Source organism: Aquisphaera insulae, from assembly GCF_011064615.1.
Taxonomy (GTDB): Bacteria; Planctomycetota; Planctomycetia; order Isosphaerales; family Isosphaeraceae; genus Aquisphaera; species Aquisphaera insulae.
Map to the genome: position 1 here is coordinate 1 of NZ_JAALJH010000141.1, position 14,060 is coordinate 14,060.

The following is a 14,060-nucleotide window of genomic DNA, read 5'->3' on the forward strand; positions in this document are numbered from 1 at the left end:
GAGAAGGCGCTTCCTCGTGGCCACTGATCTCCTGAACCGCCACGGATCTTCGGCCGAGAACGAGAAAACGGGAAAACCTGGATTCCTGAGTTGTTTCTGCCCGTGCTCCTCACCGCTGATAAGATAGAGTTGAGGACACCGGCGGGCATAATCCATGCACGCGCCAAGAATGAGGTATTGCCATGGCCATCAAGTCTGACACACGGACCCCAAAGGTCACCGGGAGCGGTCCCTTCGGACAAGCCGGCGTGAGCCCGAGCGGGACCGTTCGACGTTCGGGTGAGGACGCCATTACGGTGCGCCGACCCGCTCCTTGCAGCAATTCAGATCGCATCAACAAAGACAGGACTTGTGATAATCACAATACACCTAATAAGAATAAATAAGCGTAACAAATAGGACGCCGATTCCCAAGCAGAAGAGGCTCGTTGCCCTGACGAGCTGACTCGCTTTCCAGTCGTTCAGTTCATTCGTCCCTATTTCCGCGACGTGGAAGGAGGAGGTCAGGAGTCCCTTGATCTGCTCCTCCGAGAGGAATCGCCACATCTGTTCCCCACCGGGTGTCCGGTAGCTTTGTTTGTCCACGAGCATCAGGATGCCGCGCATCTTCACGGGCGTCCGGATCTTCGCCGGCCTTCGCGACCATGCCCCGATGAGGATCGTCAAAGTAAGGAAGAACAGAGACAACACCAGTAATTTCTGATGCTTAAACGGGTTTTCGCTTGCAAGCGAAGGCCCCAGGACTCTGGCCACGGTGGCGATGATCGTGCCGATGGTCGCGGCGGTTCGGACCAAGTCGTCCAACTTCTTGTCCAGCTCGGCCGACAGGTCCAGGGCGGCCTTATACCTCTTCTCTGCATAATCAAGCGTAACCTTATAGCTCTCGTCATCGCGGACTGGGAAATAGTCAAGAACCCAATTGTCTTCTTCTATAAACCATGCTTGCTTGTCAATATCAGGTGGATTGAGCCAACTCCCGGCCCGCCTTTCGAAGCGTTTCCAGGGATACCTGCGGATCCACCTGCCACGTTTCCGGATTTCATGCCCAAGCCGTGACATCGTGACGTTCACTCACAAATCGCCGAGGTCTCGGATGCTGGTGCCATCCATGACGATACAATGGCCCTGGCATCGGTGCCACGCCCACGCCAGGTTGCTCGCCTCGCAGTCCATCGACCTCTTGTCGTCCATACGGCCCGCGCCGTCGCGGTGAAAAATCGTTACCATGAGGGTGCCTCGCCCGTTGCGAACCGCCGGGCGTTCTCCCTCCGCGGAGGTGGCCATGAGGATGAATGCGCGATCGAGGACCAGGTGCCGGGGCTGGAATCGAAAGGTCGTCTGGCTCGTCGCGGTCGCGATGGCCGCGGCCGGGGCTCGCGCCGGAGCCAGGGCCGAGGAGCCGGTCCGTCGCGCTCCCGTCTCGGGCACGATCGTGGACGAGGCCGGCAAGGCGGTCGCCGGGGCGACGATCGACGTCCGTTCGTTCGAGAAGGCGGACTCCGCGACCTCGGCCGGCGACGGCTCGTTCCGGGTGCTCCTGCCCGAGCGCGGCAACGGGCGGCTCTCGGCCTGTCTCGTGGCGAGGGCCGGCGACGGACGCCTCGGGCTGCAAATCGTCGCCGGCGAGGCGGCGACGATCGCGCCCGCGAAGGTCGTCCTCAGGCCACCCCATCCCCTCGAGGTCCGGGTCGTCGACGGCGGCGGCCGGCCGGTCCCCCAGGCCGAGATCCACGTCCAGGCCGGCTACGAGGGAATCCTCTCGGGCCGGAGCGACGAGGCGGGCCGATGGACCGTTGACGTCCCCGCCGACCTCACCAGATGGGGCGTCTACGCGCTCAAGTCGAAGGTCGGCTTCGACTACGCGCAGGCCAGGCGGGCGCGGAACTCGGCCGAGGCTCTCCGCCCCCTGCCCGACCGCCTCACGCTCACCCTCGATGGCGCCCGGCCGCCGCTCCGTTTCCGGGCCGTCGACCGGGACGGAAAGCCGATCGCCGGCATCCTGGCCGGCCCCTGGTACTTCACCAAGCCCGACCACGAGGCGGAGATCAACGGGCTGACGGACGTCTTCCGGACGACCGATGCCGACGGGGTCGCAGTCTTCGACTGGCTGCCGGCCAAGGTCCACGGGCGACTCAACATCTCCGTGCACTCGATGGATTTCTTCACGCCCGACCACTTCGTCCCGGTGCCGGAGGACGCCGCGGGCGACACGATCACGGCGACGTTCCTCCCCTTCGAGCGCCTCTCCGGCCGCGTCACCACGGCCGACGGCCGCCCCGCCGCCGGCGCGATCGTCCGCCTGAAGGGCCAGGGGTCAGGGCTCAACGGCTTCCAGGGCGAGACACGAACCGGCGACGATGGCCGCTATGCGATCCGCGTCCACACCGAGGAGGCCTACGTCCTGACCGCATCCCGGGACGACCTGGCCGCGCCTTATCGCTTCGGCGTGGTCGTCCGCCCGGGGAAGCCGGCGGACGGCCTCGATTTCATCCTCGGCCCGGGGACGCGGTTGAAGGGGCGGGTCACGGTCGGCAAGGACCGGAAGCCGGCCCCGGACGTCAACCTCGGCGTCATCATCGAACGCGGCAGCATCCCGGATGAACTGAAGAAGCCAGGCAACCGAATCCGTCGCGGGATGTCACTCTGGACCTGGGCGCGGACCGACGCCGACGGCCGTTACGAGTTCCTGGTCGGGCCGGGCGAGTACCGGATCCAGGGGCCGCCTCGCGTCGAGGGGGGCACGCTGACGATCCCCGCGACCAATGCACCTCGCGAGATCGTCCGCGACTACGCGATGCCCCGCGCCGAGCTCGCACCGTTCGCAATCTCCGTCGTTGACGAGGCCGGCAAGCCCGTGCCCGGCGCCCGCATCGACGGGGCCTATCAGTCGATGACGGGCTACTTCACCCCAACCCGCGCCGATGCGGCGGGGAAGGTCCGCATCAACCGCTCGCTCGATCCGCTCGTCCTCATGGCCGAAACCCCGGACCGTGCCCGGTGCGGCATCCTGCGGATGGGCGAGGAGGCCGCCGAGGCGACGATCACGGTCAAGCCCGCCGCCTTCGCCGAGGGCCGGCTGACCGATCCCGGCGGCAAGCCCCTGGCGGGCCTGACGCTCGATTACGGCGTGCGAATCGTCCTTTCCGGGGAGAGAAATGCCCCCTTCAGCCGGCGATTCGGCGGCAGCGCGACGACCGGTCCCGACGGCCGTTTCCGGCTCGAGGGGCTCGTGGTCGGCGAACGTTATGAGCTCATCATGAGCCAGGAAGATGGGCACCTTTTCGTTCGCGCCTCGACCGACGTGAAGCCGACCGGCCCCGGCCTGGTCGCCCTCAACGACGTGTCCGTTGACCTGACTCCGCCGAAGCCCTACGTGCCGCCGACCCCGGCCGAGCGTGCCGCGCAGTCGTTCGCGGCCCGCAAGGAGAAGTTGGCGAAGGTAAGGACTGAAGAGACCCTCGCCGAGGCGAAACGCGAATACACCCGCCCGCTCCTGCTCCTCGGCGACCCGAAGGACCCCGCGTGCACCGAGCTCTTCCGCCTCTTCCAGGAGACGTCGACCGTCAGCGACGCGAAGAAGGACGAGCCCCGTGCGAAGACGCCCGGCGACCTGCGCTGGGAGTTCGAGCTGGCGTCGTTCGATGCGTCCCATGAGGACGTAAAATCGCTGGCGAGGGAACTCGGCGAGCCGACCGACACGGCCGGACCGACGCTCGTGGTCCTGACGGATGAAGGGAAGCCGAAGGCCCGCTACCCGCTCCGCCTGGGTCCGGATCACAAGCTCGACGCGCGTCCGCTCGTGGCCTTCCTGCAGGACCAGACGCTGCCGACGCGAGACGCGCAGGCGAGCCTGGCTGACGCCCTCTCTCGGGCGAAGGCCGGCGATCGCCGCGTGATCCTGATCCTGTCCGCGTCCTGGTGTGGCCCCTGCCGGATGCTCGCGCGGTTGCTCGACGCCCACAAGGCGGAGCTGTCCCCACACGTGGAAATCGTCAAGCTCGACGTCAGCCGCGACCTCCACATCCGCGAGATCCAGGACCGTTACCTCGGCAAGGACAGGTCCACGGGCATCCCCTGGTACGTCATCCTCGACCCGGCGGGCAAGCCGCTGATCTCCTCGAACGCCCCGGGCTCCGAGGACGAGCCCTCCAACATCGGCTTCCCGACCACGGCCCCGGACATCGACCACTTCCTGTCGATCCTCCGCCAGGCCACGCCCGGGCTCTCTCCCCCGGCACTCGAGGCGATTCGCAAGGACCTTGAGAAACCTCGTTAACCCCCAGCCCCTTTACCTCTCCTTCCTATCCGTGTTCATCCGTGTCCATCTGTGGCTAAATTCCGTCTTTGATCCGTGGCTCTTCCTGCCTCAGCGGGTGGTGTACCCGCCGTTGGCGAAGATGGTCTGGCCGGTGATCCACCAGCCGTCGGTGACCAGGAACCGGATCAGGGGGACGATGTCCTCGATTTTCGTCAGGCCGCCGAGGGCCGAGGCAGATTTATGATAGGCGACGGCCTCGGGGGTCTCCTGGCCGTAGAAGAAGGGGGTGTCCATGGGGCCGGGTCCGACGGCCGTGACGGAGATGCCGCGCGGGCCGAACTCCTTGGACGCGGCGCGGGTGAAGTGCTCGACGGGGGCCTTCATGCCGCCATAGGTGGAATAGAGCCCCGTGTAGGCGGCCAGCAGCGAGGTCACGATCGTGCAGATCTTGCCGTGGTCCTCGAGCGCCTTGCCGGCTTCCCGGATGAAGAAGTAGGCGGCCTTGGAGTTGATGGCCGCCATCGAGTCATAGTCTTCCTCGGTCGTCTCCAGGAACGGCTTCTTGAGGACCTTGCCGACGGTGTTCACGGCGATGTCCACGCGGCCGAATTTGTCCTTCGCGGCGGCGAAGGTGGCGACGACGTCCGCGACCTTCGTAAAGTCGCCCCGGATCGCGAGAGCTTCTCCCCCCTTGCCCGTGATCTCGGAGACCGTCTTCTCGGCGTCGGACCTTGTCGACTCGCTATTGTAATGGACGACGACCCTCGCCCCGTCGGCGGCGAACGTCCGGCTGATCAGGCCGCCGAGATTCTTGGCACCGCCGCCGATGACCGCGACCTTACCCCTGAGCGAATGATCGGCCATGTTCCCACTCCTTCTCATCGTGCCGGACGAATACACTGCCGTTCCGAATCCGGCCCGGGCGAGGGCCCGGGCATGAGAACGAGACGTTACCGCGCCGATGACGCGTCCCGCTTTCATGATCTCCGGCATCCGGCCCGGGGCCTCGAGCGATCTCGCTTCGCCTGGCCGGGTCTGGAACTCCAGGTCGCCTCGCAGGACATCCGCCGATCGACCGACTGGAGGATCCGGAGCCCCCGGCATGTCCTGATCGTCCACCTCGGCGGGCGGATGGATCGCCTGGAGACCGAGCTCGAGGGGCACGGCGGCAGCTTCGGACCGGCCACGCCGGGCGAGGTCTGGAGCGTCCCGGCAGGACGCCCGTATTTCAGCCACGCCCGAGGTGGGGTCATCCGGTTCGCCGAGTTGTCGATCCCGGCGACGGATTCCCGGCCGATCGTCCCCGTGGCGGGATTCCGCGACCAGGTCCTCTACGACACGACCCTCCGCCTGGCCGGGCTCGCCGCCGCGGGCGACGACGCGTCCGCCATGGAAGCCGACCGACTGGCGCGGGAAGTCCTCGGGCACGTCCTCAAAGCCTATGCCCCGGGGCCGTCCGGCCGCCGAGGGGCCGAGTGCAAGGGGCCCGTGCTCTCGTCCGATCGCGCCCGGGCCCTCCGCGCGTTCCTCGCCGAGAACCTCGCGTCGAGGATCTCACTCGGCCTGCTGGCGGACCTCGCGGGGATGACCACCCATCAGCTCCTGGTCGCCTTCCGCCAGTCCTTCGGCATGACCCCGGCGCAGTATCTCATCGCCCAGCGGCTGCGGCGGGCCCAGTGGCTGTTACTCCACACCCGCCGCGAGATCACCGAGATCGCCCTGGAGTCCGGCTTCTCCAGCCACAGCCATCTCACCTACGCATTCACCCGGCGCCTCGGCTATCCGCCCCGGGAGTTCCGCGGCCGTTTCGCATGAAGCCAGGTCGCGGACAAGACCGGCCGTCGGGCCGGATCGGACGCGCGGGGGGATAGCCGCTTTCCTGTCGCGTGGTCCTGACGTATCCTGGAAGGGCATCGTGACGGGTTGTGCGACTTGCGCAGGATAAACTCCGATGATGAAGGCGATCACGAAGGCCCTTTCGCCCCTGACGGCGACGCTGATGATGCTGTGCGCTTGCGGCGGGAGCGCCGGCGGGGCGGATGCGGCCCCGTCCCCGTTCCCGGACAAGAAGCTCGAGGCGGCGATTCGGGAGGTGCTCAAGCATGAGCCCAACGTCGCACTCACCGACGACAAGCTCCAGAACGTGTACATCCTGGAGGCCCCGGAAAGGGGGATCAAGGACCTGACCGGGCTGGAGAAGTGCCGGAACCTGGCGCAACTGCGGCTCACGAAGAATGAGGTCGTGGACCTGAAGCCGCTGAAGGAGCTGATCAACCTCCAGTCGCTGGACCTGGCCGGCAACAAGATCGCGGACCTGTCCCCGCTGTCGAACCTGAAGGGCTTGCAGTACCTGGAGTTATCGGGCAACAAGGTCGAGGACCTGAAGCCCCTTTCCGGGCTGACCAGCCTGACGTCGCTCTACCTTGACGGCAATGCGGTGAAGGACCTGGGCCCGATCTCGTCGCTGACGAAGCTCTGGACGCTGTCGGCGGCCGGGAACAAGGTCAAGGAGCTGAAGCCGCTGGAGGCGGTCACCAAGCTCTCGGTGCTGGACCTGGCCGGCAACGAGGTGGAGGACCTCGGCCCGCTCGCGAAGCAGGCGGAGCTGAAATACTTGATGATCGGGCGGAACAGGATCAAGGACCTGGCACCGCTGGTCGATGCAACGAAGGCGGACGCCGCGGGCCCCAAGCGTTTCGCCCCTTACCTGCGCCTCTATCTCGACGGCAACCCCCTGGCCCAGCCGGGCGGGGCGAAGCAGGTCGAGGCCCTGAAGGCCGCGGGAGTCCGGATCGAGGGCTGAGCCGTCGTGGCCCGGCCGGTCCTTCTTACGGTATCCATATGGTCGAATTCCTCGACGCGGTCCGTCACCTCGACCCCCACATCACCGTCATCCTCGCCGTGGCGCTCCTGATCGCCTTCGGATTCGAGGTCGTCAACGGGTTCCACGACACGGCCAACGCCGTGACGACGGTCATCTACACGAGGACGCTGCGGCCCATCCCCGCGGTCTTCTTCTCCGGCTTCTGCAACTTCCTGGGCGTGCTCCTGGGGGGCACCGCCATCGCCTTCAGCATCGTCCACCTGCTGCCGGTGGAGCTGCTCATCGAGGCCAACTCCCGCGCGGCCATCGCCATGGTCCTGTCGCTGCTCGTCGCCGGGCTGGCGTGGAACCTCTCGACCTGGTACGTCGGCCTGCCGGTCTCGAGCTCGCACACCCTGATCGGCTCGATCCTCGGCGTCGGCATGGCCCACTCGCTCCTGAGCGGCCACGGCCCCTTCGGCGGCGTGAACTGGACCAAGGCGGGCGAGGTCGGGCTCTCGCTCTTCATCTCGCCCCTGATCGGCTTCGCCTCGGCGGCGATCCTGCTGCGGATCGCGCGGCGGACCGTCCCCGACCCCGAGCTGTACGAGCCCCCGCCGGCCGACCCGGAGGCTCGCCCACCCTGGTGGATCCGCGGCGTGCTCGTGGGCACCTGCGGCGGCGTCAGCCTGGCCCACGGCTCCAACGACGGCCAGAAGGGGATGGGCCTGATCATGCTCGTCCTGATGGGGCTCCTGCCGGCGAGCTTCGCCCTCAACCTCCGGCACGACGCCGGCGCCCAGGAGACCCGACAGGCGGCGGAGCGGCTCAAGGTGATGCTGATGGCGGCCCATCCGGAAGACCGCTACCAGGCGATCCGCGACCTGGACTCCCTGATCCGCGACCTGGACGGCAAGATCTCGCTCCGCGAGGTCCCCGTGGAGCAGCGCTGGCGGATCCACTCGACCATCTTCCGCCTGGACCGCCAGCTCGACGGCGTGACCGCCGCCACCGCGAACTCCCCGGCCGATCCCCGGGAGACGATCAACGGGCCCCGCAAGGAGCTCCGGGGGGCGATCGAGTACGTCCCCACCTGGGTCATCGTGGGGGTGGCCCTCTGCCTGGGCATCGGCACGACGGTCGGCTACAAGCGGATCGTGGTGACCGTGGCGGAGAAGATCGGCAAGTCGCACCTGACGTATGCCCAGGGCGCCAGCGCGGAGGTCGTGGCGATGGCGACCATCGGCATGGCGGACCTCGGCGGCCTCCCCGTCAGCACCACCCAGGTCCTCTCCTCGGGCGTCGCCGGGACGATGTGGGCCAACCGGTCGGGCGTCCAGGGCGCGACCGTCCGCAACATCCTGCTCGCCTGGCTCCTCACCCTGCCCGCCTCCATGCTGCTCGCCGCCGGATTGTACCTCTTCAGCCACGCGGTCATCGGGCACTGAGGGACGGCCCGCCGCCCTCGCTACAGGCTCGACCCCATCGGATCCGGCATCCCCCGGAGAGTCAGCATGGGGGAGAGCGACGGGTGCCAGTGGCCCGAGGAGTCGGCCCGGGTGGTGAGGCGGACGACCTCGCGGAGGGAGCCCGTGCGGCCGAACGTGCTGAGCTGGGCGGCCGCGCCGGTGGCCCCGCGGGCCCTCGCCCGCAGGCGGTCCAGGTGGTCCGAGCAGCCGAGCTCGGAGGCGACGGGCATGAAGCCCTCGATCAGCTCGCGGGCCAGGGCCCGGGCCCGGGTCCTGGCGGCGGTCCTCGGGTGGACGAGCATGGCGTCCAGGCCGTGCCGCGCCGCCAGCCAGCGGTCCTGCTGCAGGGTCGCGGCCGTGAGGTGCTCCACGTCCCGATCCCGACGCACCTCCGCCTCCGGGATCCCCTCGCCGCGGGCCAGGGTATGCACCAGGCACTGGATGAGCGCCGTCAGGCCGAGCACGGCGTCCAGGCCCAGCGGCACGTCGCAGATCCGGACCTCGAGCGTGCCGTGGGCGGGGCTCGGGCGGACGTCCCACCACAGGTCCTTGAACGAGCCGATCAGGCCGGCCCCCGTGAGGTGGTCCACCAGGTTGCCGAAAGCCTCCCACGTCCCCAGGTAGGGGGGGATCCCGGCGGCGGGGAGGCTGCCCATGATCTCCATCCGATGCGACTGCAAGCCCGTGGCCCGGCCGCACCAGAACGGGCTGTTCGCCGAGAGTGCCAGCAGGACCGGCAGATACTCGCGGATCCGGTCGCACGCCCGGACCGCCGCGTCGCCCGACTCCACGCCGACGTGGACGTGCAGCCCGAAGGTGAGCTGCCGGAGGAGCGTCTCCCGGTACGACTCCGCGAGGGCCCGATAGCGGGGGTCATCGGTGATGGCCTGATCCTTCCAGTCGGAGAACGGATGCGTCCCCCCCCAGGCCAGCATCAGGCCCCGCGCCGCGGCGGCGCCGGAGACCCAGCGGAGCTTCTCCTTGAGGTCGCGCCGGACCTCATCCACGTCCCGGCAGATCCCCGTGGCGACCTCCACGCAGCAGGCATGGAACTCTCCCCTCACGGAGCCGGCGATCGCCGGCGGCAGCCCTTCCGTGAGGGACTTTACGTCCACGCCACGGAGCCCGAGCGTGCCGGCGTCGATGAGCTGCAATTCGATCTCGACCCCGAGGGTCGAGGAGGGACTTCCCTGAAAGCCATGGGCGAGCATGAGGCGCTCTCTGAGGGTGCGACGATCCTGCCCCGCGATCCCCGGGGAACCAGGCGAAGAGTGAGCTGCTTGCGAATGACCCGATTCGTCGCACGACCAAGGGGGGCCGCCTCTCCCCGATGGAGTCGGCGGCAAGGGGCTGATTCTTCAGCAAAATCCATGCCTCGAGGAGGCCAACCCCCGCGCGATCCCTCGCTCGCCCGATCCCTCCGGCGGCGATCATCCTCCTCCCGTGGCCTCCGCACCGGGACACCCTCGGGAGAGGGGGCACCGCGGCATCCTGGTTGCATATCCGCCAGTCATCATCGCGGTTGAGTTGAGGGGATGAGTCCGCACCGGACCGGACAGGAAAGGGGAAGATCCCATGACGAGGCCACTCCACGAGCAGTCGGTCGTGATCACCGGAGCGTCCTCGGGCATCGGCCGGCAGGCGGCCCTCGACTTCGCCCGCCGGGGCGCGGCCCTGACGCTGGCGGCCCGCAACGAGGCGGCCCTGAAGGAGCTGGCCAAGGAGATCCGCGACGCCGGCGGCAGGGCCCACGTCGTGGTGACGGACGTCGCCGAGTGGCCCCAGGTGGAGAACCTGGCGCGGGAGGCGGTCTCCGCATACGGCCGGGTGGACACCTGGGTGAACAACGCGGGCGTGAGCGTGTATGCCCACTTCGAGGATTACTCCATCGAGGAGATCGACCGGATCATCCGGGTCGACCTCATGGGCCAGATCTACGGCGTGAAGGCGATCCTCCCGCGGATGCGTCAGCAGAAGGGGGGCACGATCGTCAACGTGGGCTCCATGCTGAGCGTGCGGAGCATCCCGTTGCAGTCGATCTACTGCGCGGCGAAGCACGCGGTGAAGGGTTTCACCGACTCCCTGCGGCTGGAGCTGGAATACGAGCAGTCGGGCATCCAGGTGACCCTGATCATGCCCGGCGCCATCAACACGCCCTTTTTCGACCACGCCCGAAGCAAGATGGGATACAAGGCCGCCCCGCCGAATCCGGTCTACCAGCCGGAGGCCGTTGCCGAGGCGATCGTCCACGCCTCCGAGCACCCCTTGCGCGACGTCTTCGTCGGCTTCTCCGCCAAATCCGCCGACCTGATCGACCGCCTCAGCCCCGCCCTCGGCGATCAGATCCTGCTGGCCGGCGGCTACGGCTTCGCCAGCCAGAAGTCCGCCCGGCCCGACAACGGCCGCGACAACCTGTTCGCCCCCCTGCCCGGCCCCGGCGCGACCCACGGCGAGCACCCGGGATTCACCTCGAGCTGGTACACCCGCGTCTTCGAGCAGAACCCCGCCCTCAAGGTCGCCGCCGCCGGATTGGCCGCCGTCGGCACCCTCGGCCTCGTCGCCTCCCTCGCCCGCCGCAACGGAAACGGCTACCTCGACGCCGGCCTCCGGTCGATCGGGATGAGGTCGTGAGACATCGCGGCCCTGGAGGCTATGGTCGATCCATCAGGTGCTCGGGCCTGGCCCACCGGTCGCTTCCAGAGGGCGGACGCGGCTGTTCCAGATCTCCGGATTGCGGAGGATGTCGTCCATGTAGCGAGCGGCGATGGTCGGCACGGGTCGCGAGCCTTGCTCCCACGCCCGGACCGTCTTGACGCTCACGCCCAGGAACCGCGCCAGCAGGGACTGGCTGGCGTTCAGGGCCCGGCGGACCCTCTTGACATCCTCTGCCGCGTAGTGAGGGGTTGCGAGGTCCAGCGACACCGTGCGGATCGTGTAGAGCTTCGCGATGGCCTCGCCCGACTCCACGGCCTCGCAGAACTCCGACATACCGCGCACCATCTCGGCCGCCAGCGGGGATAGGTCCTTTTCGTCGGGCATCATTCCACCTCCCGTTCCAGGGCCCTTCTCGCACGCACGACTTGCCTGCCGATCGCCTCTCGGTCGGCAGGGGAGAGGTTCTCGGCTTCTCCCTTGGCGATGATGGCCCACAGGAAAACGGTGCCATGTTCTTCCAGATACAGGTAGAAGATGCGGTAGGCGCCACTCTTGCCCACGTTCGACCCGCGGCTCGCAAATCGCATCTTCCGAAGCCCGTGAGTCCCCGAGATCACGGCCCCCTGACGCGGGTCGTCGAGGATCGTGGTCTCGATCTCCCTGAGGTCCTCGTCCGTGAGCTTGAGACGGTGGAACTGCCCCGGAAACGGAGGGACGTGAATGAAAGTCAGGAGTTGTTCCGGACCGAAGGAGGGCGAATGGGACAACGTTCGAGACTCTTCATGCCATGCCCTGAGACCTCACACCGTATCCCCTGTTCGACCTCTCTCTACCACAGCGTGGTAGTCCTGTCAAGGAGGGGAGCTTCGTTGTCCCCCCTCCTCCCCTGGCCGGCGGCTACGGCTTCGCCAGCCAGAAGTCCGGCCGGCGCGACCCACGGCGAGCACCCGGGCTTCACCTCGAGCTGGTACAACCGCGTCTTCGAGCAGAACCCCGCCCTCAAGGTCGCCGCCGCCGGATTGGCCGCCGTCGGCACCCTCGGCCTCGTCGCCTCCCTCGCCCGCCGCACCGCCCACCGCAACGGAAACGGCCACCTCGACGCCGGCCTCCGGTCGATCGGGATGAGGTCGTGACATGCAGAACTGAACGGCACAAATTATAGAGGCACTCAAACAACACAGAGGTGTCGGACTGGCCTTCGTGTCGAAGGACCAACACCCCGCCTAAGCCAGCACCTGGCGATTCTGTAGAGTCGGCTCCGTCCGGCGACCGCGCATGCCGTCGCCCGCCCCCTGAGCTCCGTCCCCAAGCCAGCCCTGTGGGAGCCGGCTCCGTCCGGCGACCTCGCCTGCCGTCGCCTGCGCAATGATCAGGCAGACCGGACCTGAGCCAACAGACTTCCGGCCCCGTCCCGCCCGCACGCAATTTCGTGTTAGGTCACGACGTAGTCAAGATGTCGACTCTTCGACACTGGCCCGTCCCCTTCCCCCGGGCCTCACGAGACCAACCACGGAGATGGAGCCAGGTCTGACGTGACCGACAGGAGTTCCGACTGAAGACCCTGGGTGGATGGGAAAGATGCGGTGTTCGTCTTGCTAGATCATTCGGCTAAGGGCTTTGGGTGTCCAGAAAAGACTGTTGGCCCATGACCCTCTTCGTATGAGCATGCACATTCGTTCAATTTTGTCGGTCCCGTCAGGTCAACCCCTGGTGCTTTGTCACAGCTCAGGGTTCGAGCCTCTCCGAGCCAGAAGCGTAAGGGACGGTCGTCCCAGATCATGAATTGGCCGTCGTCTACGCTTCCGGCTCGGACACGCGGCTCGCCGTCCGGAACCCCTCTATTTCGCTCTGACAAGGTACGAGAGCAGGCATTACCGACCAATGAATCCTTGGGTTCATCATAGCGCCAGCAGAGGTCAGGCAACTCGAGGGTATTTAACGCCATTCATGGCGGAGTCTTTGGCCATTCAACTTGCGTGTGTTTGTATTTTTCAACACTTGAGGCGTTCATGGCGCGTTTCTTTCCAAAGTCCTGCGGCCTCCGAGCGGCCTATCGTAACGCGGGATTTCGGGATCTCCTCTTGCCTGCATCCATGCTCGTCCAAGAGTAGCCGATGTGGCGGACCACACAATGAATGCACTCACAAGTTCGACCAGGGGCAGCGGCCCAGGGCTCCAGAGGTGAGCGCCGAATGGGGTCCGCTCCAGGATTCGTTATGCATGCCTCTATGTTGAGGCGGTTGAAGTTCATCGACGAGGCGAGCACCGAAGCCGTTGTGACGCGGGTCGAGGCGTGGTCCCAACCGTGGTCCTCATACGTTGATCTGGCATCTGAGTAAGGACGCATCCCATGGCCTCTTCGACGCGTGGAAGCCGGTCGCGAGCGACATCGAAGTCGATCACCAGGCTCGGCGGGGCGGCACCGCGCCGGCGAGCCGATCGGCCGCGGACGCGGCCGTCCCTCGAATCCCTGGAATCCCGACAGTTGCTGGCGGTGAACTGGACGGGAGCCGGTGATGGGACATCCTGGCTCGACCCCATGAACTGGGACACTCGCGGCTTGCCCGGCATGAGTGATGACGTGATCATCGACTCCTCGAGCGATCCGACTGTCAACATCGGCTCCGGGGATGTCGCTATCCGGAGCCTGAGCCTCCGTGGCAACGATAGGCTCGTACTTGCCGGGACTTCCTTCGCGACCACAACCGGCCTAGTCGTGGATTCCGCCACGCTCGAATTCGACGCGGGGACGATCGGCGGAACGACCTATCTGTATGGGTCAAGTCTGGTGATCGGCCCCAGCTCACAGGGCGCTGCCGACTTCGTGCTGAGGGGAGCAAATGCACTCTACGGCGATGTGGCGAACGCCCAGTCC

The 14,060-nt window shown here is 67.0% G+C and carries 12 protein-coding genes; 7 read left to right on the forward strand and 5 right to left on the reverse strand.

The genetic code is table 11. The features are described 5' to 3' along the window. Positions 1–369 precede the first annotated feature (369 nt). Positions 370–1,071, reverse strand: coding sequence for a hypothetical protein (locus G6O54_RS34915; protein WP_165234931.1), 702 nt, complete (start codon positions 1,069–1,071; stop codon positions 370–372). Between the two features lie 217 nt (positions 1,072–1,288). Here G6O54_RS34915 and G6O54_RS34920 point away from each other — a divergent pair, with 217 nt between their 5' ends. Next, positions 1,289–4,276 (forward strand): carboxypeptidase regulatory-like domain-containing protein, encoded by a 2,988-nt coding sequence (locus G6O54_RS34920; protein ID WP_165234934.1) that lies wholly within the window; start codon positions 1,289–1,291, stop codon positions 4,274–4,276. A gap of 90 nt (positions 4,277–4,366) precedes the next feature. Here G6O54_RS34920 and G6O54_RS34925 read toward each other — a convergent pair whose 3' ends face one another. Then, positions 4,367–5,122 (reverse strand): SDR family oxidoreductase, encoded by a 756-nt coding sequence (locus G6O54_RS34925; RefSeq protein ID WP_165234938.1) that lies wholly within the window; start codon positions 5,120–5,122, stop codon positions 4,367–4,369. A 72-nt stretch (positions 5,123–5,194) separates the two neighbouring features. Between G6O54_RS34925 and G6O54_RS34930 the strand changes: the two genes are divergently transcribed. From G6O54_RS34930 to G6O54_RS34940, 3 genes are all read left to right on the forward strand, one after another. Then, positions 5,195–6,073: an AraC family transcriptional regulator gene (locus G6O54_RS34930; protein WP_165234941.1), complete on the forward strand. Its 879-nt coding sequence runs from the start codon at positions 5,195–5,197 to the stop codon at positions 6,071–6,073. A gap of 136 nt (positions 6,074–6,209) precedes the next feature. Next, positions 6,210–7,061, forward strand: coding sequence for a leucine-rich repeat domain-containing protein (locus tag G6O54_RS34935; RefSeq protein ID WP_250847230.1), 852 nt, complete (start codon positions 6,210–6,212; stop codon positions 7,059–7,061). A 38-nt stretch (positions 7,062–7,099) separates the two neighbouring features. Next, positions 7,100–8,509, forward strand: coding sequence for an inorganic phosphate transporter (locus G6O54_RS34940; protein ID WP_165234944.1), 1,410 nt, complete (start codon positions 7,100–7,102; stop codon positions 8,507–8,509). 20 nt (positions 8,510–8,529) lie between these two features. Here the strand turns inward: G6O54_RS34940 and G6O54_RS34945 are convergent, their stop codons facing one another. Further along, positions 8,530–9,741: a carboxylate-amine ligase gene (locus G6O54_RS34945; protein ID WP_165234947.1), complete on the reverse strand. Its 1,212-nt coding sequence runs from the start codon at positions 9,739–9,741 to the stop codon at positions 8,530–8,532. A 364-nt stretch (positions 9,742–10,105) separates the two neighbouring features. On the opposite strand from G6O54_RS34945, the gene G6O54_RS34950 reads away from it, so the two are divergent. Continuing rightward, the gene (locus G6O54_RS34950) at positions 10,106–11,161 is read left to right on the forward strand and encodes an SDR family oxidoreductase (RefSeq protein WP_165234950.1); all 1,056 of its coding nucleotides are present in this window, start codon (positions 10,106–10,108) and stop codon (positions 11,159–11,161) included. Positions 11,162–11,194: 33 nt separating this feature from the next. Here G6O54_RS34950 and G6O54_RS34955 read toward each other — a convergent pair whose 3' ends face one another. After that, positions 11,195–11,572, reverse strand: a complete 378-nt coding sequence (locus G6O54_RS34955; protein ID WP_165234953.1) for a helix-turn-helix domain-containing protein — start codon at positions 11,570–11,572, stop codon at positions 11,195–11,197. Then, positions 11,569–11,952 (reverse strand): hypothetical protein, encoded by a 384-nt coding sequence (locus G6O54_RS34960; RefSeq protein ID WP_165234956.1) that lies wholly within the window; start codon positions 11,950–11,952, stop codon positions 11,569–11,571. The genes G6O54_RS34955 and G6O54_RS34960 overlap by 4 nt, the downstream gene beginning before the upstream one ends. Positions 11,953–12,054: 102 nt before the next feature. On the opposite strand from G6O54_RS34960, the gene G6O54_RS34965 reads away from it, so the two are divergent. After that, entirely contained in the window at positions 12,055–12,318 is a 264-nt protein-coding gene (locus G6O54_RS34965) for a hypothetical protein (RefSeq protein WP_165234959.1), read from the forward strand. Positions 12,319–13,670: 1,352 nt separating this feature from the next. After that, on the forward strand, positions 13,671–14,060 hold a 390-nt coding region (locus G6O54_RS34970; protein WP_205679142.1), incomplete at its 3' end, for a hypothetical protein.

What these genes read in the sequence shown, in the direction of transcription:
- G6O54_RS34940 (WP_165234944.1), top strand. Translation starts at nt 7,100, where the DNA reads ATGGTCGAATTCCTCGACGCGGTCCGTCACCTCGACCCCCACATCACC.
- G6O54_RS34920 (WP_165234934.1), top strand. Translation starts at nt 1,289, where the DNA reads ATGAATGCGCGATCGAGGACCAGGTGCCGGGGCTGGAATCGAAAGGTC.
- G6O54_RS34955 (WP_165234953.1), bottom strand. Translation starts at nt 11,572, where the DNA reads ATGATGCCCGACGAAAAGGACCTATCCCCGCTGGCGGCCGAGATGGTG.
- G6O54_RS34930 (WP_165234941.1), top strand. Translation starts at nt 5,195, where the DNA reads ATGAGAACGAGACGTTACCGCGCCGATGACGCGTCCCGCTTTCATGAT.
- G6O54_RS34950 (WP_165234950.1), top strand. Translation starts at nt 10,106, where the DNA reads ATGACGAGGCCACTCCACGAGCAGTCGGTCGTGATCACCGGAGCGTCC.
- G6O54_RS34935 (WP_250847230.1), top strand. Translation starts at nt 6,210, where the DNA reads ATGATGAAGGCGATCACGAAGGCCCTTTCGCCCCTGACGGCGACGCTG.
- G6O54_RS34945 (WP_165234947.1), bottom strand. Translation starts at nt 9,741, where the DNA reads ATGCTCGCCCATGGCTTTCAGGGAAGTCCCTCCTCGACCCTCGGGGTC.
- G6O54_RS34925 (WP_165234938.1), bottom strand. Translation starts at nt 5,122, where the DNA reads ATGGCCGATCATTCGCTCAGGGGTAAGGTCGCGGTCATCGGCGGCGGT.